Genomic DNA, 26,692 nt, shown 5'->3' with positions numbered 1-26,692 from the left:
ATGCGCCACTATTCATCAGACCCAGCCACAGGGGCCGAGCAGACACAAAACAGAACGGCAGCAACCAACCCAGAAATTGCCAATCCCCCCGCGTTACTCGAAGTCCGCAATCTTTCCATGTCTTTTGGTCTCGGCCAGTCAGGTCTGCTGGCGATTGACAAGGTATCCTTTGCGGTAAAACCCGGTGAAATTCTTGGTCTTGTGGGCGAAAGCGGCTCAGGAAAAAGCATCACGCTGCGGTCTGTTCTCGGCCTGACCAGGCGTTATGGACGCGTCAACGGTGAAATTCTCTGGAAAAACCGGGATCTAAACAAACTGAACAACAGGGATTTGCAGAAGATTCGGGGCCGGGAAATCGCCATGATCTTTCAGGAGCCGATGTCTTCGCTCAACCCGCTCCTGAGTGTTGGTCTGCAGATTACGGAAAACCTCAGGGCCCATACAGGCCTAGGCCGGGCAGAGCGCAGGAAAAAAGCCATAAAACTTCTGGATCTGGTCGGCATTCCCTCCGCCGCGGCTCGTCTGGGGGACTACCCGCACCAGTTCTCCGGCGGCATGCGCCAGCGTGTCATGATCGCCATTGCCCTCGCTTCCGAACCGGAACTGCTGCTGGCAGATGAACCTACCACAGCCCTGGACGTTACAATCCAGCAGCAAATCCTTGATCTCATCCTCGCGCTCTCTCGCGAAATGGGTATGTCGGTCATCATGGTAACCCACGATCTGGGGGTGGCTGCGCAGACCTGTGATCGCATCGCGGTTATGTATGGCGGGCGGCTAGTCGAGGTTGGCCCGGTTCGGAATATCTTGCGCAATCCCCAACACCCCTATTCGATTGGCCTCTTGCGTTCTGTGCCCGAAAATGTGCCCCCGCGCAGCGAACTCTATTCTCTCCCCGGCATTCCCCCAGGGTTGGGTAATCGACCCTCCGGTTGCTGTTTTGCGCCACGCTGCCCGGTGGCGACAGCTCGTTGCGCAGTAGAAAAACCGGATCTTTTCCAGAGCGGTGAAAAGGTCTCCCTCGCCTGTTTCAACCCCCAAAACCTTCTTTCGGGAACCCCACAGTGACTGACAAACAGCCTCTGCTCCAGGTCAGGAACCTGACACATCACTTCAAGACAAATCCTCCCCTTGTTGATCTGCTGTTGCGCCGTGCCCCCCGCTTTATCAAGGTGCTCAACGGCATCGATCTTCATCTTGAACGGGGAGAGACGCTTGGTATCGTCGGTGAATCCGGTTGTGGCAAGTCAACACTGGCCCGTTGTCTCGTCGGGCTCTATCCCCCCCAGGGCGGGGAAATTCTGTTTGATAACCAGAATGTATCCAACAAAACCAGAGCTGAACAACGGGATTACAACCGCCGTGTCCAGATGATGTTTCAGGACCCCTATTCATCCCTCAACCCCCGCATGTCAGTCGGGCAGGTTTTACATGAAGCCCTCTCTGTTCACAAAATGCGCCCGGAAGCTGAAATCCAGAACAGGATCAACGAATTGCTGGATCTGGTCTCTCTCCCCCGGGATGCAGCCGGAAAGTTGCCCCATGAGTTCTCCGGAGGACAACGCCAGCGTATTGCCATCGCCCGGGCGTTGAGTGTTGAACCGGAAGTTCTGATCGCGGATGAACTGGTCTCCGCACTGGATGTTTCGGTCCAGGCCCAGGTGGTCAACCTGCTGCTGGATCTGCAAAAACATCTGGGTTTGACAATCTTGTTTGTTGCCCACGACCTTCGGCTGGTCCGGCATGTGTCACATCGGGTCGCGGTAATCTATCTTGGCTCGATTGTCGAGATTGGTGACTCTGACAATGTCTTTTCCAGCCCTGTTCACCCCTATTCCCGGGCGCTGCTCAATGCTGCCCCCTCGATCGATCCCGATCACAAAAACAGCATGCCGCCGCTTAAGGGAGAATTGCCAAGCCCGCTGAACATCCCGCCGGGCTGCGCGTTCCACGGACGTTGCCCGCACGCCACAGAAATCTGTCGCCAGGACAAACCGCTGTTAAAAAAACGGGAAGGACATGGAGAAATCGCCTGTCACCACACAGAATCACTCATGGCAACACTCGCCGAAGCAGGAGAGCAGGCACCACAGGATTAACAGCCCCCCTAAAAAAAGCGCTCGAACAGGAAAACAGCCCAAACCAGCCCGGCCAGCAGCATGGAAAGCAGAACAGCGGCCGAACCACAGTCCTTGGCCAGCCCGGAAAGTTCATGGTGTTCTGGGCCGATACGATCGATTGCGGCCTCAAGCCCGGTATTCAGCACCTCGACAATCAGGATCAGGATCAGCGGAACGGTTAACAGCAACCAGTCCCATGCACTCGCGGCCAGAAAACCCGCGACCAGCGTAAGCGGGATAAACAGGATAACCTCCTGCTGGACCGCACGCTCGTACCGAAGACAATGTAACAGCCCCTTGCAACTGGCCTGAAAAGCGCGCCCAACCGCTGCGAAATCTGTAAGAGCCATGTCCCGGTTCCTGTTTTTGTTATCTGTTAGGTCAAACCAGATAGGCGGAAACAATCCCCCCTGTCCAGCCAAAGCTTCTGTACAGGAAAAACTTCTGCTATAAGCCAGAACTCGGTTTCCCCACCTGTTTTTCCGGATTTTCATCGCCCCAATGCAGACACTGTCCCTTTTTAACATTGCCGCTATCACCATTACTCTCGCCGCGTTTTTTGGGTATATCAATCATCGCTGGCTCAAAATGCCGATCTCGATCGGCCTCGTGGTTATCGCTCTTGTCGCCTCGATTATTGTCATGCTGGTGGATCAGCTTTTTCCGTCTCTGGGTATTCAGCCAGCCGTACACATCTCCCTCGCCCAGATTGATTTCCATGACACCCTGATGAAAGGCATGCTCAGCTTTCTGCTGTTTGCCGGGGCGCTGCATGTTGACATTGATGATCTGCTCCAGCGCAAGTACGCCATCACTTTGATGGCCACGCTGGGTGTTCTGATTTCCACCTTTGTCATCGGTTTTGCCATGTTTTACCTGATGCCGCAGATCGGACTGGAACTGCCGCTGATCTACTGCCTGATCTTTGGCAGTCTGATCGCCCCGACTGATCCCGTTGCGGTACTCGGCATTCTCAAGACCGTCTCGGTTCCCAGATCCCTCAAGGCCAAAATCGCCGGAGAAAGCCTGTTTAATGATGGCGTTGGTGTAGTGGTCTTTACCATTCTGGTTGCCATAGCAACCCAGTCCTCAAGCAGCGGGGAAAATATCGGTGCGGCAGAAATCGCCCAGTTGTTCGTTCTCGAAGCAGGCGGCGGTGCTTTTCTCGGCCTGCTGCTGGGCTGGATTGCCTATCGCGCCTTGAAAAGCATCGATGAGTATTCGCTGGAGGTTCTGATCACCCTGGCCCTGGTTATGGTCAGCTACAGCCTTTCCTATGCCCTGCATTTTTCCGGCCCCATTGCCGTGGTGGTTGCAGGCCTGCTGATCGGAAACAAGGGGATGCACTTTGCCATGAGCGAGGAAACCCGCGATCACGTTAACAAATTCTGGACCCTGCTGGATGAAATCCTCAATGCAGCCCTGTTCCTGATCATCGGTTTCGAAATTCTCGCCATCACCGAAACATCGGGCACAATCATGGCCACCCTGATCATGATTCCCCTGGTTCTCCTGGCCCGTTTTATTTCAGTCGGCCTGCCGATCAGCCTGCTCAGTCTCAGGGAAAAATATACACCCGGCGCCATTGCGGTTCTGACCTGGGGCGGCCTGCGCGGTGGTATCTCCGTTGCCCTTGTGCTTGCCCTGCCCAACGTCCCGGAAAAAGAACCTCTGCTTGCCATCACCTATGGCGTGGTGATTTTTTCCATCATTGTTCAGGGGCTGACAGTGAAAAAAGTGGTCGAGATTTTTGTGAAGTAACGCATTGCATTGCCCTGCAACGAAGTAAGGCAGCCCCCGGCTGCCTTACTTCGTTTTCATTGCTTTGCTTCTCTGTCTGCGCGGCCAGCGATTACCTACTTCTGGTCAGGCCCATTTCCCAAAACCCGGCTTCGAGACGGGTCGCAGTGGCAAAGGTCTTGCACAGCTGCTGCCAGCGGCCAGAGGAACGGTAATCCTCTCCCAGACGAGCCAGGGCAATACGTTCCAGTCGGCCATAGGAGTTTCCGGCGACCTGTTGATAGTCACTGCCGGAATAGGTTTCGACCCAGGGGCGATAGGGGTTGTTTTCCAGATCGGCGATATGTTCCTCGAACAGCCGCGAACCGATTTCAGCATAACCAAGCACACAAGGGGTTAACGCCACCAACAGGTCGAGAAGATCCCCGGAGAGCCCCTGATCGATTACAAAGCGGGTATAGGCAAGGTTCGCCGTTGCTTCCGGTTCGGCCTCAAGCGCCTCCTGATTGATGCCCCACTGGGCACAATAGCCGACATGAAGCTCCATTTCCTCGTTGAGCAAGGCATTCATGGTTGCCGCTGCCTGACGCATATCTTCCAGCGTGTCACTTTTGAACACGGCCAGCGCATAAGCCCGGCTGAAGTGTTTCAGAAAAAGATAATCTTGCGTCAGGTAATGACGAAAAGATTCCCGGGGCAGGGAACCTTCACCCAGCGCCTGGACAAAGGGATGATAGACAAAGGACGCCCATTCATCCGGGCAGGCAGCTTTCAGATCTTCATAGAAGGACATCGCAGGGTATTCTTCTCAGCAGGTAGGGCGTAACAGACGAGGACAAAAGTGGATCAGATTGCTTCCGGCAATTTGACTTTCAGTCCGTCAAGTTCTTCGCTCATGATCAGCTGACAGCCCAAACGGGAAGTCTGGGTCAGATTAAAAGCAAGATCGAGCATGTCTTCCTCGTCTTCGGACACAGCTTCGAGCTTGTCAAACCAGGACGGGTCAATCACCACATGGCAGGTGGCACAGGCGAGCGAGCCTTCACAGGCCCCTTCGATATCCACGTTATTGCGCTGGGCAATCTCCAGAACTGACAATCCCAGAGGCGCATCAACTTCACGCTCTGCACCATCACGCTCAACAAAAATCATTTTTGGCATTGGCCATCTCCCGACAAATACAGCAAAAAACCGGCTGGTTCGGTGTTGCCGCCTATATACGCAGCCAAAGGGCGGCTTGTGAAGCGCTTTTTCTTTGCCAGTCAGTCAGTTTTTTGCACGCAATCGCCCGACGGCCTCGACCAGCAATTCAATTGCCTGTCCCACCTCTGCATCCGTCGTGAAGCGCCCGAGACCGATACGGAGGGAAGAATTCGCCCGTTCCTCATTTAATCCCAAAGCTTTAAGCACATAAGATGGTTCAAGCTCTGCCGAAGAACAGGCCGATCCCATGGACAGGGCCAGTCCGGGAACCTCTCTGATCAGATCCCCGGCAGAAATTCCGGCAAGAGAGAGATTAAGATTTCCCGGAATACGCTGTTGACGGTCACCATTGATCTGAACGCCGTCAAGTTGGGCCGAAAGCCCGGCAAGTAACTGTTGAGACAAAATATCCAGACGGTTGCTTTCCTCGGTCATCTCTTCAGCAGCAAGAGCAAAAGCTTTGCCAAGGCCGACACACAGCGGTGTCGGCAATGTCCCTGACCTCAGGCCGCGTTCCTGCCCGCCGCCATCCATCAGGGCCTCAAGACGAACCCGGGGGCGCCGTCGGACATAGAGCGCCCCGATACCTTTGGGGCCATAGATCTTGTGGCCGGAAATACTCATCAGGTCGATGTTCATCGCCGCCACATCCAGCGGGATCTTGCCCACAGCCTGGGCGGCATCACTGTGAAACTTTGCTCCGGCAGCACGGCAGATCTCGCCAATGCCCTGCAGGTCCTGGATCACACCGATTTCGTTGTTCACCGCCATGACCGACACCAGCGCCGTCTGATCCGTTACAGTCTCGGCCAGAAGATCCCGATCAAGCAGCCCATTCACGCCGACAGGAAGCCGTATAACCTCAAAACCTTCCCGCTCAAGCCGGGCAACGGATTCCAGAACGCATTTATGTTCGATCGCCGTCGTGACAATCTGGTTTCGCACGGGGGTTTTCTGCCCCCCTGCCGGATTGTTGCGCAGAAAATGTGCCACGCCCTTGATGGCCAGATTGTTTGATTCAGTTGCACCGGAAGTAAAGACAACCTCGCGCGGGTCGGCCCCGATCAGACCTGCTATTTCCTGTCGCGCGCGATCCACCACCTCTTCGGCTTCCCAGCCATAGGCATGATCGACGGAGTGGGGATTACCAAAGCTTTCATAAAAATAGGGCAGCATCGCCTCGACCACTCTTGGATCGGTCGGGGTGGTTGCCTGATAATCCAGATAGATCGGCCGCACAGTCCGGTTGGCTTTTCTGTCTTTGTTACTGTTCGTGACCATTTTGCCTGTACCCGCCTCTGAGCTTCTCTTTTTGCAGTGTTACAATTCCAGAAACTCAAGCCTTTCCGACGGACGCCTGTATATTTGAACGCGTGCCCTTGCGTTTAAACAGATTAATCCAAGCCTCTGTGAAAAGCTCCAGATCTTCCTGCCTACTGGCCCAGCCGGTGCTGATCCGGATGGCTTCACCCGCTGTTTTTTCGTCCGCCCCCATAGCCTGAAGAACATGCGATGCCTGTACTTTCCCCGACGAACAGGCCGAACCCGAGGAAACGGCAAAGCCTTCCAGATCCAGCACCATCAACTGGGTATCAGATGGAACACCCGGCATCGTAATTGTCGTGGTATTGGGAACGCGGGGCAGATCACTGCCAAAAATACGCGCATCCGGTGCTGCGGCCAGAAGCCTCGCTTCCATTGCCGCGCGCCAGACTGCTTTTTCCTGCATCCCCGCAAGCCCCTCCAAAGCCAGGCGTGCCGCAAGGCCAAAGCCGGCAATCCCCGCCACATTCTCTGTCCCGCCGCGTCGCCGGCGTTCCTGCCCGCCCCCGAGCTGCTGGGGTAGAACCTCCAGTCCCTTGCCGAGGATCAGCGCACCAGCCCCCTGGGGGCCGCCAAGTTTATGCGAGGAAACTGTCAGATAATCCACCCCAAGTTCTTCACAGTTGATGGCAAGCTTGCCTGCGGCCTGGACTGCATCACAATGCACTCGCGCTCCCTTGGCATGAGCCAGAGCGACAATTTCTGTTACGGGCTGAATCACACCGGTCTCGTTGTTTGCCATCATGACCGAGACCAGCACATCACTCCCCTCCTCACCCAACAATTCTTCAAGCGCAGCCAGATCAATCCGGCCTGCTCTGTCTACCGGAATTTCCACAACATTGGCCCGGGCCCGAAGCACAGAATCATGTTCAATCGCGGATACCAGCACCCGCTCACGACCCGCCCCCCTGATCGCCAGATTGTTGGCTTCTGTTCCACCACTGGTAAAAACCACGCGGGCAGGTTTGCTGCCCACCAGTGTTGCGATCTCGGCACGGGCATCTTCGACCAGACGTCGGGCTGCACGGCCAAATTCATGGATTGAAGAAGGGTTCCCCGTGCTGGTCAGGGCAGAGGTGACAAGCTCTATCACTTCCGGCCTGACCGGGGCCGTGGCATTATAATCAAGATAGACAGAACCGCGCATATACAAATAACCCTGGTACGGGGGAGCCCAGAACAGGTCCACAAAGCAAACTCAGTGAACAGGTTCAGGCTTCTGATAATGATAAATCCAGCCAGTCGTTACACGATACTACAAAAATCACGCAAGACAGTTCTGACACCGACAGTAAATTATTGAACAGCTACAAGCTATTGCGCAGCAACCCCGTCACTGGGGTCCGGAAAGAAGAACCCTTCCGATGCAGGATCAATCCGGCGATCGATCACATCTGCCAGAGAAACACTGCTGAGATAGCGATAAATATGGTTCGATAAACCAAGCCAGAGATTGTGCGTGATGCAGCGACTCTTGTCGCTGCGGCATCCCATCGGGCTTTCCGGATCACAGGCATTGGTGTTGATCGGCTCTTCAACCGCATCAAAAATTTCAGAGATCAATGTTTTTCCCGCATCCTTGACCATCATGTAACCACCGCCGGGTCCTCTGACAGAGCGGACAAGTTTGCTCCGCCGCAGCTTGGCAAAAAGCTGTTCAAGATAGGAAAGTGAAATCTCCTGCCGCTCGGCTATTTCAGCAAGCGATACAGGGCGCTTGCTGGCATAAAGCGCCAGATCAACCATGGCCATAACGGCATAGCGACCCTTTGTACTCAGTTTCACAACCTTTTACTCCCAACATTCCTCGATCAGACGTTCACACGACCAGGATTTTATCGTCCCCCCCTGATCCAAATGCAACGGTCGAATTTCCCGCTCACTTGCCAGAGGTCTTGTCTTTAACCAGCTCTTCAGTTTTCGTTGCATCACTTTTTTTGTGCAACAGGTTTTTCTGATAATCCTCCTGCCCTTCCAGCGTGTTGAGACGCTGCCGCAAGGACTGGACTTCATTCAACAGGCCTTCCAGGGTCCGCGCAACGGGATCAGGGATATCCCCTGTTGGTGTACCGTAAGCCACAAACGGCTGATCATCCACCACTGAAGGTTTCGGGTTCACCACCTTCCCCGGAATCCCCACAACCGTTGCACAGCGAGGCACATCCTTGGTCACCACGGCATTGGCCCCAATTCTGGCACATCTTGCCACCGTAATCGGCCCCAGAATTTGCGCACCAGACCCGACAATGACGCCACACTCGAGAGTCGGGTGTCGCTTTACCCCGCGCTGGGCATCAGAATCCACACTAGGGGCTACCCCGCCCAGTGTCACGCCGTGATAGAGCGTCACATTGTCGCCGATAATACTGGTTTCTCCGATAACCACCCCCATACCATGATCGATAAAAAAATCTTTGCCTATCGTGGCTCCTGGATGAATTTCGATACCGGTAACAATCCGCCCAATATGGGATATGCTGCGGGACAGAAGGTGCCAGTCTCTTTTCCAGAGCCGATTGGCAAGGCGGTGCAACATCAAAACCTGAAAACCCGGATAACAGAGAACAACTTCGAGGCGGGAACGGGCAGCAGGATCACGCGCCATTGTCGCATCAATCTCTGCTTTTATTCTGTCGAACATTGTTCGTCCTTTACTGTCCTTTTCACTTTCTCGCAAAAAGGTATTTGGCTCAGAGCGGGTGCTGGATTATATACAAGAGTGAAAAATGACACTTTTCCTTCCAAGCGATATAATTATCCAGATCGCCGGGGTCAAGTGAAGCCCGGATTCCGACCGTGAACCTTCCACCCGTATGGGTACGGCTCCACAAGTCTAGACGGGTCGAGAAGTGAAATAAAGCCTGGAAGTCAACAAAGGGAAACCGCGACTGCATGCCTGATATTATATTGAATGGTCCGGAAGGACGGCTGGAAGGACGCTACTTTCACAATCAGACACCCAATGCACCGATCGCATTGATGCTGCACCCTCACCCGCAGCACGGTGGCACCATGAACAATAAAATCGTTTATACGATGTTCAACTCCTTCAAAGCCATGGGCTTCTCTGTCCTGCGTTTCAACTTCCGTGGTGTTGGTCGATCCCAGGGGTCTTTTGCGGATGGCGAAGGTGAACTTTCAGACGCCGCATCTGCGCTCGACTGGCTGCAGAGTGTCAATCCGAATGCCCGTCAGTGCTGGGTTTCCGGTTTTTCCTTTGGCGCCTGGATCAGCATGCAGCTTTTGATGCGCCGCCCGGAAATCGATGGTTTTGTCTCCATTGCCCCGCCCGCCAACATGTTTGACTTCAGCTTTCTGGCCCCCTGTCCTTCTTCGGGGCTGGTGATCCAGGGTGACCGTGATGACGTGGTTCCTGAATCTGCCGCGGCCAAACTGGTTGACAAACTCAATGCCCAGAAAGGTATCAATATCGACTATCGTATCGAGCAGGGTGCTGGACACTATTTTGAAAACCATATGGAAATCATCGACAGCCATATACAGGATTATGTCAGCCAGCGCCTGACGGCCCCGGTGGAATAGTGATCTCCTGACCACTTCAAAAAAGGCCGCAACGAAGCGGCCTTTTTTATGCCTTGTCACTAGAAAATCGTGACATCTGTATCCTCTTATCACAGGATAACGGATGTACCCGTGACCCGGAAAAGATGAACTTGTTTTATTGAAAGAGATCCACCGTGCTGAAGGCCGTTGCTATAAAGATTGATGAAATCTATATCCCCGCAGACCGTCGCAAGGAACGAGACCCGGCCAGAATAGAAAGCTTTGCCGAAAATCTTATTGATGAGATCGAAGTTGAACCCATCCAGGTGCGCAAGGGCAAAGACAAAAACAAGTATGTTCTGGTCAGAGGAATCAACAGGCTTGAAGCCAGAAAAGAGCTTGGGGATGAAACCATCTTCGCTTATGTGGTCCAGGCCCTGCAACGTTAGTGTGGTGGATTTGAACTTCGCCACCTTCTATTCGGCTACTCTCTAGGCGAATTTCGGATTCGAGACACTCGTCTCTCTGACCCATAAATAATTCGAAAAGCGGTTTTTAATATGCCACTTATTCAGCCCTATCGCAGCAGTGCCTACAATAATGCCTGGACCAATTACCGACTTCTGAAAGCCTGTGAACAACTGGATCAGAAAGAACTTGTTGCAAAACGTTCCGGATTTTTCCCTTCAATCCTTCACACACTCAACCATATTCTCACCGTAGACAGGTTTTATATTTCAGCTCTTGAGGGTAGTTGCATTGGACACAGTGCTTTTGATCCGGAAATTTCCTGTCAGCTGCTTTCAGACCTGAATCGGGAACAGAGGCTCGCAGACACCAGGCTTCTCGCTTTTTGCAAACAGCTTACTGCTGAACAGCTTTCCCAGAGAACGGTGCTGGTTCACGGGGAACGCCTGCAACATGAACGGATCGACAAAACGCTGCTCCATCTTTTCCAACATCAGATTCATCACCGAGGCCAGGTTCATGCCATGCTCGCAGGGACCAGTGTCTCTCCTCCGCAACTGGATGAATTTTTTCTTGATGATGAAAGTGAAAAAGCCTCCCGCAGAGATGACTTCCTTGCCCTCGGGTTCAGTGAAGAAGAGATCTGGGGCTAGGTCTTCGCTGAAAAGCTCAACAACTACTCAAGTATCAAAAAGTATCTGGTCTTCTTTCCCGTCATGAAACGGGATGCAATACGCCCCCTTTACAAGGCGTGGCAACACGCGTGGTTGTCGGCAGTGACAAAGGCAACCCCAGTTGGCTGCGCCGGGCAAGAAAGGCAAAGGCCTGGGCCTCGAGCGCATCCCCGTCCCAGCCGACGACTTCGACCGGCTCAACCGGCATATTCAGCTCTCGCGTAAGCAGATCCATCATAAAAGGATTGCGTCGTCCCCCGCCTGTCACGAGACACCGGCTGGGGCGTTCCGGCAGGAAAGGCAATACCTTTGCCACCGCCGCTGCGGTGAAGGCCGTCAAGGTCGCCGCCCCGTCCAGCGGATTAAGAGCCTGGAGCAGTTCCGGGGAAAAATCATATCGGTCCAACGACTTGGGGGGAGCCTCGGAAAAATATCCATGATCAAGCAAACCAGCCAGGACCAGGGGATCAAGTATCCCGGAAGCACCAACCCTGCCGCCTTCGTCCATCGCCATATCAAAGTGTTTTACCATCCAGTCATCCAGCAATCCGTTACCGGGCCCGGTATCACAGGCGAGAACAGTTTCATCCTGTCCAAGGAAGGTGATGTTGGAAACGCCCCCGATATTGAGAACCATCAAAGGTTTTTCCAGATCTTTTGCCAGCGCCCGGTGATAAAGCGGTGCCAGAGGCGCTCCCTCTCCCCCTGCGGCCACATCGGCCGAGCGGAAATCATTCACAACAGGTATCCCGCAGAGTCTGGCAAGCAGGGCGCCATCCCCGATCTGCCGGGTGATCCCTTTTTTCGGATCATGAAAGGTCGTCTGTCCGTGGAAGCCGATCAAGGAGACATCGGCGGCTCGAAGTCCTGCCTGATCCAGCAACCGGGAAACAGCAGCATGGTGCCACTGCGTGAGGGTAGTTTCCACTTCCTGACAATCCCCGACCTCCCCCATAACACTTTCCAGCAGAGCCCGTTGGGATGCATCATAAGGAAAGGTTATCCGGGGTCCCTGCTCCAGAACCCGGGATCCGTCACTCTTGATCAGTGCAGCGTCAATACCATCCATGGAGGTACCGCTCATCAGCCCCAATAACCAGTCATCACCACCAAGCGTCATAAAATTCTCTTTCTCGTATTTCGGGGCCAATCGTCGGGCAATTTCAAGACCATCCTACTATAATCCCGAGCCTGCCCCCAGCTATTTCGAGATCATTTTTCCGGCCCGGACAACCGTGGACAACAGGATATTTTTTGCTCCGGTTTTGGCGGGGCTTTATCCGAAGACGAAATATTTTTCCACCCCAGATTTTATGTATCTGTCGTTTTTACTTTTGTTTCTCAGCTCCTGACAGGCTTTAAATCTTTGCTTCGTTGTCTCCTTTCTGTCTTTGTGCTAAATCCCTGCGGCGACGGTGACAGCAGCAAGGACAATGGCTTGCTCTCGATCGCTGTCGCTTGTGTAACCGAAACCTTTTCCAGAACCAGACGAGATTGCCATGACTGCGCCCCAGACTTCCCACCTCCGTTCAGACTTTCTGCGTGAGCTGAGTGCGCGCGGTTATATCCATCAATGTACGGACATGGACAGCCTCGACAGCAAGATGACAGATGGCCCTGTCGCCGCCTATATCGGCTTTGACTGTACGGCTGATTCGCTTCATGTCGGCAGTCTGGTTCAGATCATGATGTTGCGCTGGCTCCAGAAAACCGGGCACAAGCCGATCGTTCTCATGGGGGGCGGCACCAGCAAGGTTGGCGACCCTTCTTTCAAGGATGAAGCCCGCAAGCTGATTACCGTTGAAGAAATCCAGCACAACATGGACGGCATCAAAAAAGTCTTTGCCAAGTATCTGACCTTTGGTGACGGACCAACCGATGCTGTCATGGTCAACAATGCCGACTGGCTTGATAACATCAACTACCTCGAATTCCTACGGGATTACGGTGTGCATTTCTCGGTCAACCGGATGCTTAGCTTTGATTCCGTCAAGCTGCGCCTCGACCGCGAGCAGTCCTTGTCGTTTCTGGAATTCAACTACATGATCCTCCAGGCCTATGATTTCATGGAGCTGAACAAACGCCAGAGCTGCCTGTTCCAGATGGGTGGATCTGACCAGTGGGGCAACATCGTTAACGGGGTGGATCTTACGCGACGCATTAACCAGAATGAAGTCTTTGGCCTGACTTCCCCTCTGCTGACCACCTCCTCCGGCGTAAAAATGGGCAAGACTGTCGGCGGCGCGGTCTGGCTAAACGAAGAACGGCTTTCAGCTTTCGATTTCTGGCAGTACTGGCGCAATACAGAAGACGCCGATGTTGGACGTTTTCTGCGGCTTTTTACCGAACTTTCTCAGGACGAGATCTCCCGCCTTGAACAGCTCGAAGGGGCTGAGATCAACGAAGCGAAAAAGATCCTCGCCACCGAAGCAACCAGACTTTGCCACGGCGAACAGGCCGCTCTTTCTGCAGCAGAGACAGCCCGCAAGGCTTTTGAAGAACGCAGCATGAGTGCGGATTTACCAAGCTTTGAAATTGAGAAAAACAAACTGGCAGAAGGCCTGCCCGCCTTTGTTCTCTTCAAAGATGTCGGGCTCTGCAGCAGCAACAGCGAAGCACGCAAACTGATTGCTGGCGGAGGCGCCCGTCTGAACGATGCCCAGATCAAGAGCGACCAGATTTCGATTTCCCTTGCAGATCTTAATGCAGAAGGATCGATCAAGCTTTCGGCAGGAAAAAAACGGCACATCCTGGTTAAACCTGTCTAAGCCCTCGCCCTCTCTCGGGCCTGAACAAGGTCTTTTCCAGTACAAAATAGTTTATAAAAAAAGAAGGCTGCTTGTTTCGCAGCCTTCTTTTTTTGTCTACTCATCAGGTATAATATTTATTTTTCTGGGGTTACTGGCGGTTTTACAGTCTCACCCTCATCCTGCTCTTTTTCAGTAGTCGGGGTCGCAGTGCCAAAGATATTGCGCAGGAAACCAGGAGTAAGACCTGAAAGCGGGTTGATCGAAACTTTCGGGTTTTCCAAAGTCCCGTCCAGGCTATAGTTAAAGGCAACAATGCCTTCGCCTTCGCCCCCGGTTAAGAGTGTTCCCAGAAGCGGAATTCCACCCAGAATTCGGTTGATGGTGTAAGCCGGAACAATTGTCCCCCTGGCGGCCACAATATCCCGGTTGGTATCAACCTCTCCCTTTGCTGTCAGGCCAATGGAAGAAGAATAAAGCTTGATCAGGTCGCTGCGCAGCAACCCATTTTGCACGGTGAAATCACCAACCAGTTCGTCAAAGGCAATGCCTTCCGTTGACAAGGCCGTCACAGGTCCGGTCAGAGAGGCAACAGAGAGCATCTTGGCCAGAACCGGGGCTTTAACCAGTCTGAGTTTCTGGACGTCAAGCTTGCCTGACAGCAGATCAGCACTGCGGTAACTTTCGGCATCTCCTGTAATTGTCAGGCTCCCGCCCTCTACAGTATCAAGCACATCAAGGGCCCGCAGCATTGCACCAAAATCATTTGATTCAGCCCGAAGTCCCTGACGCCCGCTCTCCAGAGGCAAATAGTCAATCCGCGCGGTACGCTTGACCTTGTTTTCCGGGTCAAGAACCTTGCTATCAGGAACATGCCAGAGCTCTTCAGGCACTTCCCCGGTAAACTGCAAGTGCTTCAGGCCATCACTTTCCCGGTCCACCACCAGGGATACATTGCGGAAAAACCGTTTGTCTCCCATGTACATTGCATCAAGCTGCTGTGCCGTCACCCTGATCGGCTTGACCGATTCTTCCTGTAAAGGATCTGTGACAGGCACGCTGGGCACAACCTGCTCGATCCCCGGATCAGGAGTAACTGTATCAGTAGCCTTTGCGACTTCCGGTTCTTTATCACCACCAATAAACCGGGTTGTATCCAGGACGCCCCCACCAATCGTAATTTCGGGTTTTTCATCATCCAGGATTACCGCCACATCACTGAGCAGTGTTTTTTCCAGCTGGAACTGCCGGACAAAAGCCTCTCGTACCTTGCCATCGTTCAGTTCCGCCCGCCCCTCCTTCAGCTCCAGCTCCCCGGCGGCAAGGTCAAAACTGTTGATCTTCACTGCTTTACCATCCTGCAGGATAACAACGGCTTTGAAGTTTCCGGCTGTCCCTTCGGGCTTTTCAAAAGCAAGCCCCTCAAGGTTCAGCTTGGCATCCTTCAGGTTTGCAGCCAGCTGCACCACACCATTTCCATCCGGACGATTTTCCAGTGCCAGCGACAGGGAAACAGGACCAGCCAGATAATCGGTAACGGGAATCCCAAGCTTGGACAGCCCCTCGGGGTCGATCGAGGCAAAATCGGCTTTCAGCTTTGTCCTCACCTTTGGGTTGCTGCCAAAGTTTTCATCCCAGGCAATGTTTACAGGAATTGCTGCAAGCTTGACCGGGCCAGTGACCTCCATCCCCTTGCCGGTGACTTTAAGTTTAAGATCCCCTTCTGTCACATCCAGACCGTCATAGATTTTGCCGATCCGGGCGTTTTTCACGGCAGCAGAAACATCAATGGTTATGTCTTTAAGCTTGAGGTCTTTCAGCAGAAGGAAATCAAAATCAACCGCAACAGCAGCATCCCCTGCCGTTTCCTGTGGGTCGATATTCAGTTCATCCACCAGTCGCAGATTTTCACTGTTGAGAATTTCCAGAGCTGTCCTGACCGGGCCTTCGACGGCAGTCTGGATTGATATACTTTCATTGGCCACATCCAGACCGGAAACGGTGATGGTCGAAGGCAGCACAGACATATCCTCAATGACACCGCCGTCAGCAAAAAGTGTCAGCCCGTCGGCACGAATATCTGCAGTACCCGACACCTGCCGAACCGGTGGCAGCGGGCGCAGGTAATGCACATCAAGGTCACGGTATTTCATACTGCCATCAAGTGAGACCAGCTTCGCGTTATCAAAGTTTCCTTCGGGAATTTCCAGTACAGCCTTGATCACAGCTTCTTCCGCCAGGCCGGTTTTTATATTCTCGGTCACCCATTCCCGTGCATCGGTCGCCATGATCTCTGGCCAGTAAAGTGCGAGATCATCGACTGGCACAGCCACTGCACGCACACCGGCCAAAATCTGCATATCACTATCCAGCCCCGACACGCTTCCGGCGACAGAGAGCTGGGGTCCGGGCACGCCTTCTTCACCAAAATTAATCGCCGCATTATCGACGACAAGCTTTTGGCTTTCCTTGCTGTAGCTTCCTTTGAGGAACATGCCCTGCACAGGCAGTTTGGGAACCGACAAACTCGCCAGAGCAATAGAGCCTGGTCCGCCGGAAATCTCGAAATGGCTGCGCCCAAACTCCCCTGCAAGATTAAGGGATGTCGAGACCGAAGCCGCCAGAGGAATATCAACCTCGGACAGATCGGCCAGACCTGAATCCAGCTTGGCCAGTGTCGTCGGACGGATCCCTGTCACCTGGAACGCCAGGTCAACAATTTGCAGATCCTTGTCATAAACAAAGGCACCGTTCAGCGTTGCTTTTTCTTCAGCAACATCAACCAGGAAATCCAGTTCACCGGACAACCCCAGTTTATCCCTGCGGATGGTCATATCGGCATTGGGCACGGTAAAAACCAGCCCCAGTTTTTTATCCTGGACCCGGATGCGGGCTCTGAGAATCTGAAGCTGATCCAGATAGGCCAGAGGGTGCCCCTCTGTTCGCTCGGCCATCAGATTTTTCAGGGCATCCGGCAGAACATCACCGAACCTCGGCTCGGCTATCGAGGTATCCGCACTGGCGCGATCACTGCCAATCTCAATTCTACCGTCGAGATCGCGCACCAAATTAAGCCGGGGACCAATGATCTTGACCCCTGTCGGGACAACTTTCCCACGCGCCAGCGCCCCGACATTGAGATCTATCCCCATCAAGGGGATAGCAGCAATCGCCCTGTCCGTCTCATCCAGTATCCGGACACGTTCAACCTGAAGCGCCACAGCCCGCTCTTTCGGCAACCAGGCCAGCTGGGTTGTCGCGACATCCAGTCTCAGCCCTTTTTCCTCATCGACAAAAGCCTCTTCAACATAAGGAGTCAGAAAGTCCAGAGTTACCGGGCCGGATGACAGGCGCCAGATCAGTATCCCGACCATAACCGCAGAAAGCACGAGCAGGGCAGCAAGAGCTTCAAGAAAGAACAGGGATGTTTTACGAATCATACGAAACGGTGCTCCGCGCGCCTTGAGAAAGTGAGTACGGCATTGTTTTATTCACGGTAACCCTTGACCAAATTCTGTAGCCTTTGCACTGTACTCGAAACAAGGTAGCGGCACTCATGATACTGTCATTTTCTTTTACTGAAGAAACATTACCAAAAAGCATCAACCCTGACCGGGTGAGCCTGGGCTTCATCAATTGGCAGGAACGTCTTGAACGTGTCGAAAATAGCGATTTAAAGCAAGATCTTATCGAATTAGAAGCTACCCCGAAAGTTAAATCACTCCTCACCTGTCTCTTTGCCAACAGCCCTTATCTTACCCAGTGCCTACTGGGGGATATGGCGTTCTTCTCTCGCCTTTTAAAGCAGGGCGCTGAAAAAAGTCTGACTGGCATTCATCAATATCTGCAAGAGAGCCTTGCTCTTTCCACCGACCGGAATCAGGTCATGGCGGGGTTACGTCAGGCGAAAAAGCAGGCATCCCTGGCAATAGGTTTGGCTGACATTACAGGTGAATGGACAGATCGCCGGGTCGTCGAGGAATTGACCGTTTTTGCCTCTTCTGCAATTTCTGCCGCCGTCTCGCATCTTTTGCTTGAGCTGCACAACCGCGGGCAACTTGAACTAAAAAATCCGGCTGTCCCCGAAGAAGACTGCGGTTATGTTGTGCTTGCCATGGGCAAACTCGGTGCCTGGGAGCTCAACTATTCTTCCGACATCGATCTGATTCTGCTGTTTGATCCGGAAAAGGTAAACTATCTCCATGACCGCGGGCCACAGGAAGGCATGGTTCGCCTCAGCCGGGACCTGGTGCGCTGTCTTGATGACCGGACAAGGGATGGTTATGTCTTCCGCACCGATCTGCGCCTGCGCCCTGATCCCGGTGCAACTCCACTGGCCTTGTCGTTCAACGCCGCGATGACCTATTACGAAACCACAGGCCTGAACTGGGAACGCGCCGCCATGATCAAGGCCCGCCCCGTCGCCGGAGACAAGGAGCTCGGGCAGCGTTTCCTTCAGGAAATCAAACCCTTTATCTGGCGCAAGCACCTCGACTTTGCCGCCATCAATGACATCCATGCCATCAAGCGTCAGATCTATGCCCATAAAGGAGGGGCACGAATTGCGATCAAAGGTCACAACATCAAACTCGGGCGCGGCGGCATTCGCGAGGTCGAGTTTTTTGCCCAGACCCAGCAGCTGATCTGGGGGGGGCGCAATCCGGACCTGCGCAGCAGTTCAACTGTCTTTACGCTGGAGCAGCTCCATCGCGCCAGGCTGATTTCTCTCAAGGCAGAAAAAGACCTGACGGAAGCTTACTGGTTTCTGCGCCGACTGGAAAACCGTTTGCAGATGATTGATGACCAGCAGACCCAGACTCTGCCGGAAAGTGATGAAGGGCTGGCGGCTGTTGCGGCATTTCTCGGTTATGATACGGTTGAGGACTTCCGCGAGGAACTCGCGCACCAGCTTCATGTGGTCGAAGACCACTACGCGACCTTGTTCGAAGATGAGCACAGCCCGCCGCAACAGACAAAGAACCTGGTTTTCTCAGGCCAGGAAGCCACCCCGGAACTGGTTGCATCCCTGCAGGAAATCGGCTTTACCGACGGCAACAGGGTCTTTCAGCTGATCACCCAATGGAAACAGGGCCGCTATCGCGCCGTGCGCTCTGACCGCTCGAGAAGCCTGATTGCCGAAATCGTGCCACAGCTGCTTGAGGCCTTTGGCAAATCCGCAGCACCGGATATTGCCCTGAACAAATTTGATGAATTCCTCTCCGGCCTGCCCACCGGGGTTCAGCTTTTTTCCATGTTGCAGGCCAATCCGAACCTGCTTGACCTTCTCGCAGAGATCATGGGCAGCGCTCCCGCACTCGCCGATCGTCTGAGCCAGTCTCCCGGTTTGCTTGAAGCTGTTTTGGGTCGCAATTTCTTTGAACGCCTGCCAGATAAAAACGTGCTGAAACAGCAGCTCGATCAGGCCCTGGATCAGGCGCGGGATTTTCAGGATGTACTGGACTTCAGCCGCAGCTGGGCCAATGACCAGCGGTTTCGGATCGGCCTTCAGATCCTGCGCAGCACCTGCAGAATTGAAAATTCCAGCCGGGATCTTGCCCACATCGCCGAATGCATCGTCGAAGCGCTCTTGCCGCTCACCTGGGAAGAACTCAAACTGCGACACGGCAGGATCGACCAGAGCAACCTCGCCATACTGGCCATGGGCAAGCTGGGCAGTCAGGACATGACGGTTACTTCTGACCTTGATCTGATCAGCCTTTATGAGCTGACCGGAGAGGTGCAGGAATCTGACGGAGACCGCCCTCTTGACCCAACCCAGTATTTTGCCCGTCTGACCCAGCGTTTCACCAATGCCCTGACCGCTCTCACTCCCGAGGGGCGGCTCTATGAAATCGATATGCGTTTGCGCCCCTCGGGCAATGCAGGTCCTCTGGCCACCACGCTGGCTGCATTTGAGCGCTATCAGTTAAACGAAGCCTGGACCTGGGAACATATGGCCCTGACCCGGGCACGAGCGATTGCAGGCCCAGAAGATTTTTGTGCAAAAATCAACAACACCATCAGATCTATTCTCTGCCAGAAACGAGACCCGCAGAAACTGGTCAATGACATCGCCAGCATGCGCGAAAGAATTGCCAAGGAAAAACCGCCCGCAGGACTATGGGACATCAAGCTGATCAGGGGAGGTTTGATTGATCTCGAATTTTTAGCGCAGTATTTGCAACTAAGACATGCCCATGAAAACAACGATGTTCTGCATCTCAACATCCGCCCCTGTTTCCAGATGCTGGGCGAATTTGGCTTCCTGTCATCGGCAGATACGGCAGATCTGATTGACGCGACAGATCTGCTGCATCAATTACAGAACCTGCTGCGCCTGACCACCGGGGAAAAGCTGAACGAAGAAACGACAGCTCCCTCGGTTCTCAGACGATTGGCCACAACTGTCGGCGAACCCGGTTTTCCAGAACTCAAGGCCCGGCTTGAACTGACGACAAAACGGGTTCAGGAAATTTATATAAAGACAATTACACAGTTTGTTACTTCTGAAAATTAAGTCAGGGCTGTAGCCCCAGACCCGCATTATTTTCTGCAAAAAAAACAAAATGATCAATCTAAAGAGAGAATTGGTCTTAAATGATCGTTTACCTGCCGGAAGCGAAGGATGATTTCCCCTGTCAATAGAGTTATACTCTCGTAAAGAGTAATCTGAAAAAGCAGTCTGTTGCCGGGAAACCCTATATGTATCAACTCGAGCGAGAGGAACGTCTCGACCTGAAGGATATCCCCGATATCCGATTGAAGAGGGTCCATAACTACTGGCAAGAGCTCCGTAGGAAACGCCGGATGCCCGCCCGCCCAGAAATTGATCCGCTTTGCATCTGGGATGCTCTGGGTCGTGTCAATCTGATCGATGTGGAAGCTGCAGCCAGTATCACAGGAAAAAGGCACTACCGACATCGCCTCTTTGGCAGCTTGATGGGCGTCATAGAAGGCAAGGATTTCACCGGGAAGACCCTGGAAGATCTGCCCTATCCCCAATATAGAGAGCTACTTTACAGACACTATGACGAGATCGTTGAGCAACGGCTGCCAAGCTACTACATCATCAAAGGCGTGCTCGACAACAAGCGTTACAGCTATGACCGCCTCGCTCTGCCTCTATCCGATGACGGAGAAAACGTAACCGGGATCATGGTCGCGTCCTTCCCTCATCTGCTGCCCTGATCCGCGTCAAGCGAGGTTATTCCAGAAAAATTTCAACAACCTGGTTCACATACAGGTTGGACTTCTCTCCCTGATGCTCCAACGGCATATCAATCAGAAGCTCACTATAGCTCCAGGCACCCGTGGCAACATCCATCAAGCCGTATCCTTTAATAATTCCCTGGATATTTGTGCCCTCAAAATCAAAAGAAGCTGTACTTTCGTCAAAATCAACCACAAGCGTTTCCCGGCTTCGAAATTCGGTTTCCCCCAGGACCCTGCCAACCGACTTCATTGTGCCGATCCCCAGATCAACCGAGTTTTCAAACTTGTGTCCCTTGTTGATTCCTTCTTTCGGGAAAGCAACAAGGGACTGTTTGACCACATTCCCCAGCAATTGTTTTGTTTGCAGGAATTCAGCAGGAGAAAGTTCCGGTGCGGCAAAATCCATATCCAGAACCTTGCCGTGAGGGGTGACTTCCATTGAGATCTTCATCTCAGGCGAGGATTTCTGTTGCTGGCCGTTCGCGTTCATAACCAGCTCATCAATAGAAACCTCTATTAATAAATTATCGCCAGACTGCTTTACCTGACTTGTACCTTTCGAAAATGTCCTCATTGAGAGGCTCTGCCCGTTTACTTTACCGAATGTCTTCGAAGTATTATGGGTTGAGCTCAGCGGATAAGGCCTTACCACCATCACTACTGGTTCAGTGATCAGGTGAACAGCACCCTTATAAATAGGGATTTCTGGGGCCTGGTTATCAGCAAAAGCTGGAACACCGGATACCCCCAACAGTAACAGCCCTATGATTACAAATCTCATACCCCGAAACATTTTCCCGCCCCAATATCATAAATTGAAAATTATTCGCCCCCACATTACTTGAGCAGAAACACACTTAACAAGTGCATTTTTACTATACCAATCAACAATTTGATTATGATCTCGTGAAAACAAGTTGCCCTGCAGCTTAAGACTGTTCTTGCTTGGGCTTTGGGAAATAGCCTGATAACGTCCCACGAAAGAAGACGAGACAGCAAAAAATTTCAAAAAAGGATAACAACTGATGAGCCTTGAAACTGGCGATAAAGCCCCTGATTTTACAGCTCCGCTCAACGGGGGTGATGAACTGTCCCTCAGTTCCCTGCGCGGCCAGATCGTTGTTCTTTATTTCTACCCCAAGGATTCAACACCGGGCTGTACCACCCAGGCCTGCGACTTCCGCGATGCCCTGCCCGATTTTTCAAAACTCGACGCCCGGGTTATCGGGGTCTCAAAGGACTCTGTAAAACGGCACGACAATTTTATCGCCAAGAACGAACTGAATTTCCCCCTCGTCTCCGATGAAAGCGGGGCCATCTGTGAAGCTTATGGCGTCTGGACCCTGAAAAAACTTTACGGCAAGGAATACATGGGGATTGAGCGGGCCACCTTCCTGATTGATGCCGAAGGCGTCATCCGACGTATCTGGCACAAGGTAAAGGTTTCCGGCCACGTCAAAGAGGTCCGAGAAGCTGTCGCCAGTCTGTAGTTTTTCACAGCTAAACAGTCGCACAACCAGAACATCCCTCTCCTTGTTGGACATTCCTCATGAGCTCCTTGCCCTCGACCCTGGCTGAAGCCGCAGCACAGGCACTTTGCATCGCCAACTCACAGGAAAAAGCGGAATTTTCCCGTCTCTCTGCCCGTGCCTGGCAGGAGGGAACAATCTCCGGGGTAGGACTTGCTGAAATTCCCTCCGAACCTGCCAGGGAAGAACACCCCGTTCTGGTTCCCCCGACAGAGGTTCCCCGGCGCAAGGTGACGCAGGCTGCTGAAGGACGCATTGCCCTGCTGCATGCTCTGGCCCACATCGAACTCCACGCCATCAACCTCTGCTGGGACATTATTGCCCGCTTTGCCCGGACCCCGATGCCCAAAGGATTTTACGACGACTGGGTTGCCATTGCCGATGATGAGGCCCGTCACCATCTTTTGCTTTGTGAACGCCTAGCCCAGCTTGGCTCATATTATGGCGCCCTTCCTGCTCATGCAGGTCTTTGGCAGGGGGCAGAGGTCACCGAACACAACCTCAAAGCCAGACTGGCTGTCGTCCCGATGGTGCTTGAGGCCAGAGGGCTGGATGTTACTCCGGGCATCATTGTCAAGCTCCGTGCCGTAAAGGACTTTGAAAGCGCAGAGCGTCTTCAGATTATCTATGACGATGAAATTTCCCACGTTGCCCGGGGCAAGCACTGGTTTGAATATCTCTGCCAGCAGGATGGGGAAGACCCGATTGAAAGCTGGCAAAACATCATCCTGACTCTCTTCAAGGGCAGAGTCCGCTCCCCTTTTAATATTGAAGGCCGCAATCAGGCCGGTTTTCCAATCGATTATTACGGTCCGGTTGCCGATCTCTAGGACCTTCCTAACATTATGCCTTAAGGTGCATTGACACTTTAAGTTGTAGATGCAAAATCTACACTCCAAGGTTTACTTTTATCTACCCCCCTTCGCAAAGACATCTTTGTCATAACCAGCGCCAAAAGCCCGGAAAGAGGGAATAAAAGAGGGAATATCCGTGTCTGCTCGAACATCTCCACCCGAAAACATGTTTCTCGCCGGATCGTTACCAAGGCTGTTTCTCAAGACCGCAGCACCGATTATATTGGTGATGCTTGTCAGTGGATTTTTCACGGTTGTTGATGCCTATTTTCTAGGGGCCTTTGTCGGACCCGAAGCGCTCACAGCCGTGACCATGATGTTTCCGGTTTTCATGTTGATTGTTGCACTGTCCACTTGGGTCTCAGGTGGCTTTTCAAGTGTGGTTGCACGCTTGCTGGGAGCCAGGAAACATGACGAGGCAAATGCTGCTCTGGTCAGCGCCATTCTGCTTTCTGCCGCAGTCTGCCTCCTGCTGATTACCTTATTCTTGTTCGCCGGGACCGGGCTGATTTCCTGGGTGACCAAAGGCTCAGTTCCCCTCAGTGAAATGGGCTACAGCTATATCTCGCTCCTGATCTTTTTTTCTCCACTTCAGTTTCTTCTGACGATCAACTTTGACGCGCTGCGTTGCGAAGGCAAGATGGGTTTCATTGCCTTCCTTTCCCTGCTTTCAACCCTGTTGAATATTATTTTCAACTACATCCTGATCGTTAAGCTGGACCAGGGTGTCGCCGGCTCTGCCTATGGCACGATACTGGCCCAGTTCCTGTCCATCACCGCTGTGGGGCTTTATCATCTGAAAGCACGTTCCGCTTTCACCTTTTCCCTCGCCGCTCTCCCCAACCCGACCCGCTTCTGGAAGCGGTTTCTTGCCCTTGGCGCNCCAGCCAGTCTGGGATATCTCGGTGTCTCGATCAGTTCTGCTGCCATACTCTATTCGCTCCAGCAGTGGGGGCATGAACATTACGCAGCAACCGTTGCGGCCTATGGCATCATCACGCGGATAATGACCTTCACTTTTTTACCGCTGCTCGGGCTGAACATCGCCTTTCAGACCGTCGCAGGCAACAATCAGGGGGCAAAGCTTTGGCCCCGGGTCAACGACAGCCTCAAACTCGCGTTGCTCTCGGCCTTCCTCTACTGCGGCAGCCTTCAGATTCTTTTCAATGTTTTTGCCGAGCAGATCGCTTTTGTCTTTGTTGAAGACAGCATGATCGCAGGCGAAACCCAACGTATCTTGCCGCAGATCACCCTGTTTTATTTTGCCTTTGGCCTCAGCATGGTCCTTTCCGGCTTTTTCCAGGCGATCGGAGATGCCAAACGCTCTGCAATCCTTGGACTTTCCCGAACCTATCTCTTTTCCCTGCCCCTGATTTTCACCCTCCCGTTTTTCTTTGGCGAACCGGGAATCTGGTTTGCCGCCCCCATGGCCGAATTCCTCATGATACTTTTGTCGCTGCTTGTTCTCTTTCTCAATGCGGGAACCAGCGGCATGAAAATGGGACTCTTCCGCCAGACAATATAAAACTGCAAAATAATCCTGGACAAGCAGGACCTCAGACCGTTTGCCTGTCGGGACTTTTTCCTGTTAAGTTGTTTCCCGTTTTACGAGCCACCTGTTTCCAAAGCACTTTTTACATTATCTCCTGCCATCCCACACGTCCCCTATTCCTATACTCCCCTAATGCGAGCCGAAGATTGGAAAAGGACCAAGAATGCCAGAGTTGCCAGAGTTTAGTGCCATCTTTGCCGAACGTGCGCTTGATGCAGATGATCTGTTACTTGCACTCGTTGGTGCCTCTGGAACCTATCTTGCGATTACGGAACAGCATGACGGAAAAATCTTGCTCATCAGCGATGCCTGGCTTTCCATCCTTGGTTATAGCCGGAAAGAACTCGCTGGGAAAACCGTCCAGGGGCTGAACATCTGGGTCCAGCCAACCCAGCGTGCCAAGCTGATCCGGCAGTTTAAAACCGACCAGATCGTTGACCGCTTCCCGGCAAGATTACGGGGCAAGGACGGTACACTGCATGATTTTTCCATTGCTCTTCAGTCTATCACCATCACTGGCAAGAACTACTTTCTCTTCACCGGGCACGACGTTACCGAAAACAAGCTGGCCGAACATGCAGCACTTGCGTCACGACAAATTCTGGTTGATGCCCTTGAGGCCATGAGCGAGGGCTTTGTTCTTTATGGTGTTGATGGTCGTCTGATAATCTGCAACTCGAAATTCAAGAAATTTTACGGCTATAGCGATGAAGAAGCCGCTGTGGGTGCCCATCGCCGTTATTTGGGGGAGCTCGATGTAAACCGGGGCACAGTTCTGGTCAGTGACGACAGCCGGCAGGCCTACATCGAACGGCGTGAAGATCTGGTCAAGGGTCCTCCAAAATCCTTTGGCATCCAGCTGCGGGACGGGCGGTATCTGCTGCTCAGTGACAGACGGACCGAAGATGGCAGTATTGTCAGTATCCATAAAGACATAACTGAACTGAAACTGGCAGAAATTTCTCTGGTTCAGGCCAAGGAAGACGCTGACATTGCCAACAGTGCCAAGTCAGAATTTCTTGCCCATATGAGCCACGAGCTGCGCACCCCGATGAATTCCATCCTTGGCTTTACCCAGCTGATGCGCGACGAGTTTTTCGGGGCACTGGGGCACCCCAAATATCAGGAATACATTACTGATGTGCATCGTTCAGGTGAACATCTGCTCAACCTGATCAATGATGTCCTCGATATTTCCAAGGTCGAGGCCGGCGAATTCACACTGCACGAAGAAGAACTCGACCTGAAAGAGACAGTCGCTTGCTGTTTACAGATCCTCCGCGGTAAATCCACCCGCGACACAGGCCAGATCTGCATTGATGAACCTGAAGCAGATCTCTTTCTCCTCGGTGATGAGCGTATTATCAGACAGATCGTCCTCAATCTGCTCTCAAATGCCCTCAAGTTCACAACCAGTGGAGACAAGATTATTCTTTCTCTTGGTCAAACAGCCGAGCAGAAAATCTATATCGAAGTTATGGATACGGGTTGTGGTATTGCCCCGGATGATCTCCCCAGAATCATGGAACCCTTTGGTCAGGTTCGGGCTAATGCCAGGACAGCCCACGAAGGCACCGGGCTTGGTCTTTCGCTCAGCAAGCGGTTTACCGAGCTGCACGACGGTGTGCTTTCGATCCAGAGTGCTCGCAACGAAGGTACTACCGTCACGGTCACTTTTCCAGCAGACCGGACAATCAAGACACTCTAGGAACAGGCAGAAAGACAGAGCCTGGACGTAAAGGCTCTAGACAGGAAGACAGGAC

23 protein-coding genes are annotated in these 26,692 nt (G+C 52.9%); 13 read left to right on the top strand and 10 right to left on the bottom strand.

All coding sequences use genetic code 11. The annotated features are described in order from the left end of the window. Both B152_RS0112495 and B152_RS0112490 read left to right on the top strand, forming a co-directional pair. Window positions 1–1,068, top strand: a complete 1,068-nt coding sequence (locus B152_RS0112495; protein ID WP_020592770.1) for an ABC transporter ATP-binding protein — start codon at window positions 1–3, stop codon at window positions 1,066–1,068. Continuing rightward, window positions 1,065–2,099: an ABC transporter ATP-binding protein gene (locus B152_RS0112490; protein WP_020592769.1), complete on the top strand. Its 1,035-nt coding sequence runs from the start codon at window positions 1,065–1,067 to the stop codon at window positions 2,097–2,099. The genes B152_RS0112495 and B152_RS0112490 overlap by 4 nt, the downstream gene beginning before the upstream one ends. An 8-nt stretch (window positions 2,100–2,107) precedes the next feature. Here B152_RS0112490 and B152_RS0112485 read toward each other — a convergent pair whose 3' ends face one another. Continuing rightward, complete coding sequence (locus tag B152_RS0112485; RefSeq protein WP_026261527.1) at window positions 2,108–2,470, bottom strand: diacylglycerol kinase; 363 nt, start codon at window positions 2,468–2,470, stop codon at window positions 2,108–2,110. Between the two features lie 151 nt (window positions 2,471–2,621). Between B152_RS0112485 and B152_RS0112480 the strand changes: the two genes are divergently transcribed. Continuing rightward, window positions 2,622–3,881 carry a cation:proton antiporter gene (locus tag B152_RS0112480; RefSeq protein ID WP_020592767.1) on the top strand — a complete coding sequence of 420 codons (1,260 nt, stop codon included), beginning with the start codon at window positions 2,622–2,624 and terminating at the stop codon, window positions 3,879–3,881. Window positions 3,882–3,972: 91 nt separating this feature from the next. Here the strand turns inward: B152_RS0112480 and tenA are convergent, their stop codons facing one another. From tenA to cysE, 6 genes are all read right to left on the bottom strand, one after another. Continuing rightward, the gene (gene tenA / locus B152_RS0112475) at window positions 3,973–4,653 is read right to left on the bottom strand and encodes a thiaminase II (protein ID WP_020592766.1); all 681 of its coding nucleotides are present in this window, start codon (window positions 4,651–4,653) and stop codon (window positions 3,973–3,975) included. A 53-nt stretch (window positions 4,654–4,706) separates the two neighbouring features. After that, window positions 4,707–5,021, bottom strand: coding sequence for a ferredoxin family 2Fe-2S iron-sulfur cluster binding protein (locus tag B152_RS0112470; protein ID WP_020592765.1), 315 nt, complete (start codon window positions 5,019–5,021; stop codon window positions 4,707–4,709). 105 nt (window positions 5,022–5,126) lie between these two features. After that, window positions 5,127–6,344, bottom strand: coding sequence for an aminotransferase class V-fold PLP-dependent enzyme (locus B152_RS0112465; RefSeq protein WP_020592764.1), 1,218 nt, complete (start codon window positions 6,342–6,344; stop codon window positions 5,127–5,129). A 55-nt stretch (window positions 6,345–6,399) separates the two neighbouring features. After that, window positions 6,400–7,536: a cysteine desulfurase family protein gene (locus B152_RS0112460; protein WP_020592763.1), complete on the bottom strand. Its 1,137-nt coding sequence runs from the start codon at window positions 7,534–7,536 to the stop codon at window positions 6,400–6,402. A 167-nt stretch (window positions 7,537–7,703) separates the two neighbouring features. Continuing rightward, window positions 7,704–8,174 carry an Rrf2 family transcriptional regulator gene (locus tag B152_RS0112455; RefSeq protein ID WP_020592762.1) on the bottom strand — a complete coding sequence of 157 codons (471 nt, stop codon included), beginning with the start codon at window positions 8,172–8,174 and terminating at the stop codon, window positions 7,704–7,706. A gap of 94 nt (window positions 8,175–8,268) precedes the next feature. Beyond that, on the bottom strand, window positions 8,269–9,030 hold the full coding sequence (gene cysE, locus B152_RS23570) for a serine O-acetyltransferase (RefSeq protein WP_020592761.1): 762 nt from the start codon (window positions 9,028–9,030) through the stop codon (window positions 8,269–8,271). A gap of 251 nt (window positions 9,031–9,281) precedes the next feature. On the opposite strand from cysE, the gene B152_RS0112445 reads away from it, so the two are divergent. From B152_RS0112445 to B152_RS0112435, 3 genes are all read left to right on the top strand, one after another. Beyond that, window positions 9,282–9,932: an alpha/beta hydrolase gene (locus B152_RS0112445; protein ID WP_020592760.1), complete on the top strand. Its 651-nt coding sequence runs from the start codon at window positions 9,282–9,284 to the stop codon at window positions 9,930–9,932. 155 nt (window positions 9,933–10,087) lie between these two features. Beyond that, window positions 10,088–10,342, top strand: a complete 255-nt coding sequence (locus B152_RS0112440; RefSeq protein ID WP_020592759.1) for a ParB N-terminal domain-containing protein — start codon at window positions 10,088–10,090, stop codon at window positions 10,340–10,342. A gap of 111 nt (window positions 10,343–10,453) precedes the next feature. After that, window positions 10,454–11,014: a DinB family protein gene (locus B152_RS0112435; protein WP_020592758.1), complete on the top strand. Its 561-nt coding sequence runs from the start codon at window positions 10,454–10,456 to the stop codon at window positions 11,012–11,014. Between the two features lie 61 nt (window positions 11,015–11,075). Here B152_RS0112435 and B152_RS0112430 read toward each other — a convergent pair whose 3' ends face one another. Then, the gene (locus B152_RS0112430; RefSeq protein WP_020592757.1) at window positions 11,076–12,155 is read right to left on the bottom strand and encodes an anhydro-N-acetylmuramic acid kinase; all 1,080 of its coding nucleotides are present in this window, start codon (window positions 12,153–12,155) and stop codon (window positions 11,076–11,078) included. 379 nt (window positions 12,156–12,534) lie between these two features. On the opposite strand from B152_RS0112430, the gene tyrS reads away from it, so the two are divergent. Beyond that, window positions 12,535–13,803 (top strand): tyrosine--tRNA ligase, encoded by a 1,269-nt coding sequence (gene tyrS / locus B152_RS0112420; protein WP_020592755.1) that lies wholly within the window; start codon window positions 12,535–12,537, stop codon window positions 13,801–13,803. Between the two features lie 116 nt (window positions 13,804–13,919). Here the strand turns inward: tyrS and B152_RS0112410 are convergent, their stop codons facing one another. Next, window positions 13,920–17,222 (bottom strand): YhdP family protein, encoded by a 3,303-nt coding sequence (locus tag B152_RS0112410; protein WP_020592753.1) that lies wholly within the window; start codon window positions 17,220–17,222, stop codon window positions 13,920–13,922. Window positions 17,223–17,338: 116 nt separating this feature from the next. Between B152_RS0112410 and B152_RS0112405 the strand changes: the two genes are divergently transcribed. Together B152_RS0112405 and B152_RS0112395 are read left to right on the top strand one after the other, a co-directional pair. After that, window positions 17,339–20,299, top strand: coding sequence for a bifunctional [glutamine synthetase] adenylyltransferase/[glutamine synthetase]-adenylyl-L-tyrosine phosphorylase (locus tag B152_RS0112405; protein ID WP_020592752.1), 2,961 nt, complete (start codon window positions 17,339–17,341; stop codon window positions 20,297–20,299). A 185-nt stretch (window positions 20,300–20,484) separates the two neighbouring features. Further along, the gene (locus B152_RS0112395) at window positions 20,485–20,970 is read left to right on the top strand and encodes a PAS domain-containing protein (RefSeq protein ID WP_083921884.1); all 486 of its coding nucleotides are present in this window, start codon (window positions 20,485–20,487) and stop codon (window positions 20,968–20,970) included. Between the two features lie 16 nt (window positions 20,971–20,986). On the opposite strand, the gene B152_RS0112390 is transcribed toward B152_RS0112395, so the two are convergent. Further along, window positions 20,987–21,568, bottom strand: a complete 582-nt coding sequence (locus B152_RS0112390; protein WP_157231066.1) for a hypothetical protein — start codon at window positions 21,566–21,568, stop codon at window positions 20,987–20,989. A gap of 451 nt (window positions 21,569–22,019) precedes the next feature. Here B152_RS0112390 and bcp point away from each other — a divergent pair, with 451 nt between their 5' ends. From bcp to B152_RS0112365, 4 genes are all read left to right on the top strand, one after another. Continuing rightward, window positions 22,020–22,484, top strand: coding sequence for a thioredoxin-dependent thiol peroxidase (gene bcp, locus B152_RS0112385; protein WP_020592748.1), 465 nt, complete (start codon window positions 22,020–22,022; stop codon window positions 22,482–22,484). A 59-nt stretch (window positions 22,485–22,543) separates the two neighbouring features. Next, window positions 22,544–23,353, top strand: coding sequence for a ferritin-like domain-containing protein (locus tag B152_RS0112380; protein WP_020592747.1), 810 nt, complete (start codon window positions 22,544–22,546; stop codon window positions 23,351–23,353). 190 nt (window positions 23,354–23,543) lie between these two features. Further along, window positions 23,544–24,902, top strand: a complete 1,359-nt coding sequence (locus B152_RS0112370; protein WP_020592745.1) for an MATE family efflux transporter — start codon at window positions 23,544–23,546, stop codon at window positions 24,900–24,902. A 190-nt stretch (window positions 24,903–25,092) separates the two neighbouring features. Continuing rightward, window positions 25,093–26,637 carry a PAS domain-containing sensor histidine kinase gene (locus B152_RS0112365; protein ID WP_020592744.1) on the top strand — a complete coding sequence of 515 codons (1,545 nt, stop codon included), beginning with the start codon at window positions 25,093–25,095 and terminating at the stop codon, window positions 26,635–26,637. The last annotated feature ends 55 nt before the right edge of the window (window positions 26,638–26,692 follow it).

Source organism: Kiloniella laminariae DSM 19542 (genome assembly GCF_000374005.1).
Taxonomy (GTDB): Bacteria; Pseudomonadota; Alphaproteobacteria; order Kiloniellales; family Kiloniellaceae; genus Kiloniella; species Kiloniella laminariae.
This window is presented reverse-complemented; position numbering and strand designations above follow the sequence as displayed.

Coding starts and splice junctions, on each gene's coding strand:
- B152_RS0112495 (WP_020592770.1), top strand. CDS start 1: ATGCGCCACTATTCATCAGACCCAGCCACAGGGGCCGAGCAGACACAA.
- B152_RS0112485 (WP_026261527.1), bottom strand. CDS start 2,470: ATGGCTCTTACAGATTTCGCAGCGGTTGGGCGCGCTTTTCAGGCCAGT.
- B152_RS0112480 (WP_020592767.1), top strand. CDS start 2,622: ATGCAGACACTGTCCCTTTTTAACATTGCCGCTATCACCATTACTCTC.
- tenA (WP_020592766.1), bottom strand. CDS start 4,653: ATGTCCTTCTATGAAGATCTGAAAGCTGCCTGCCCGGATGAATGGGCG.
- B152_RS0112470 (WP_020592765.1), bottom strand. CDS start 5,021: ATGCCAAAAATGATTTTTGTTGAGCGTGATGGTGCAGAGCGTGAAGTT.
- B152_RS0112465 (WP_020592764.1), bottom strand. CDS start 6,344: ATGGTCACGAACAGTAACAAAGACAGAAAAGCCAACCGGACTGTGCGG.
- B152_RS0112460 (WP_020592763.1), bottom strand. CDS start 7,536: ATGCGCGGTTCTGTCTATCTTGATTATAATGCCACGGCCCCGGTCAGG.
- cysE (WP_020592761.1), bottom strand. CDS start 9,030: ATGTTCGACAGAATAAAAGCAGAGATTGATGCGACAATGGCGCGTGAT.
- B152_RS0112445 (WP_020592760.1), top strand. CDS start 9,282: ATGCCTGATATTATATTGAATGGTCCGGAAGGACGGCTGGAAGGACGC.
- B152_RS0112435 (WP_020592758.1), top strand. CDS start 10,454: ATGCCACTTATTCAGCCCTATCGCAGCAGTGCCTACAATAATGCCTGG.
- B152_RS0112430 (WP_020592757.1), bottom strand. CDS start 12,155: ATGACGCTTGGTGGTGATGACTGGTTATTGGGGCTGATGAGCGGTACC.
- tyrS (WP_020592755.1), top strand. CDS start 12,535: ATGACTGCGCCCCAGACTTCCCACCTCCGTTCAGACTTTCTGCGTGAG.
- B152_RS0112410 (WP_020592753.1), bottom strand. CDS start 17,222: ATGATTCGTAAAACATCCCTGTTCTTTCTTGAAGCTCTTGCTGCCCTG.
- B152_RS0112405 (WP_020592752.1), top strand. CDS start 17,339: ATGATACTGTCATTTTCTTTTACTGAAGAAACATTACCAAAAAGCATC.
- B152_RS0112395 (WP_083921884.1), top strand. CDS start 20,485: ATGTATCAACTCGAGCGAGAGGAACGTCTCGACCTGAAGGATATCCCC.
- B152_RS0112390 (WP_157231066.1), bottom strand. CDS start 21,568: ATGAGGACATTTTCGAAAGGTACAAGTCAGGTAAAGCAGTCTGGCGAT.
- bcp (WP_020592748.1), top strand. CDS start 22,020: ATGAGCCTTGAAACTGGCGATAAAGCCCCTGATTTTACAGCTCCGCTC.
- B152_RS0112380 (WP_020592747.1), top strand. CDS start 22,544: ATGAGCTCCTTGCCCTCGACCCTGGCTGAAGCCGCAGCACAGGCACTT.
- B152_RS0112365 (WP_020592744.1), top strand. CDS start 25,093: ATGCCAGAGTTGCCAGAGTTTAGTGCCATCTTTGCCGAACGTGCGCTT.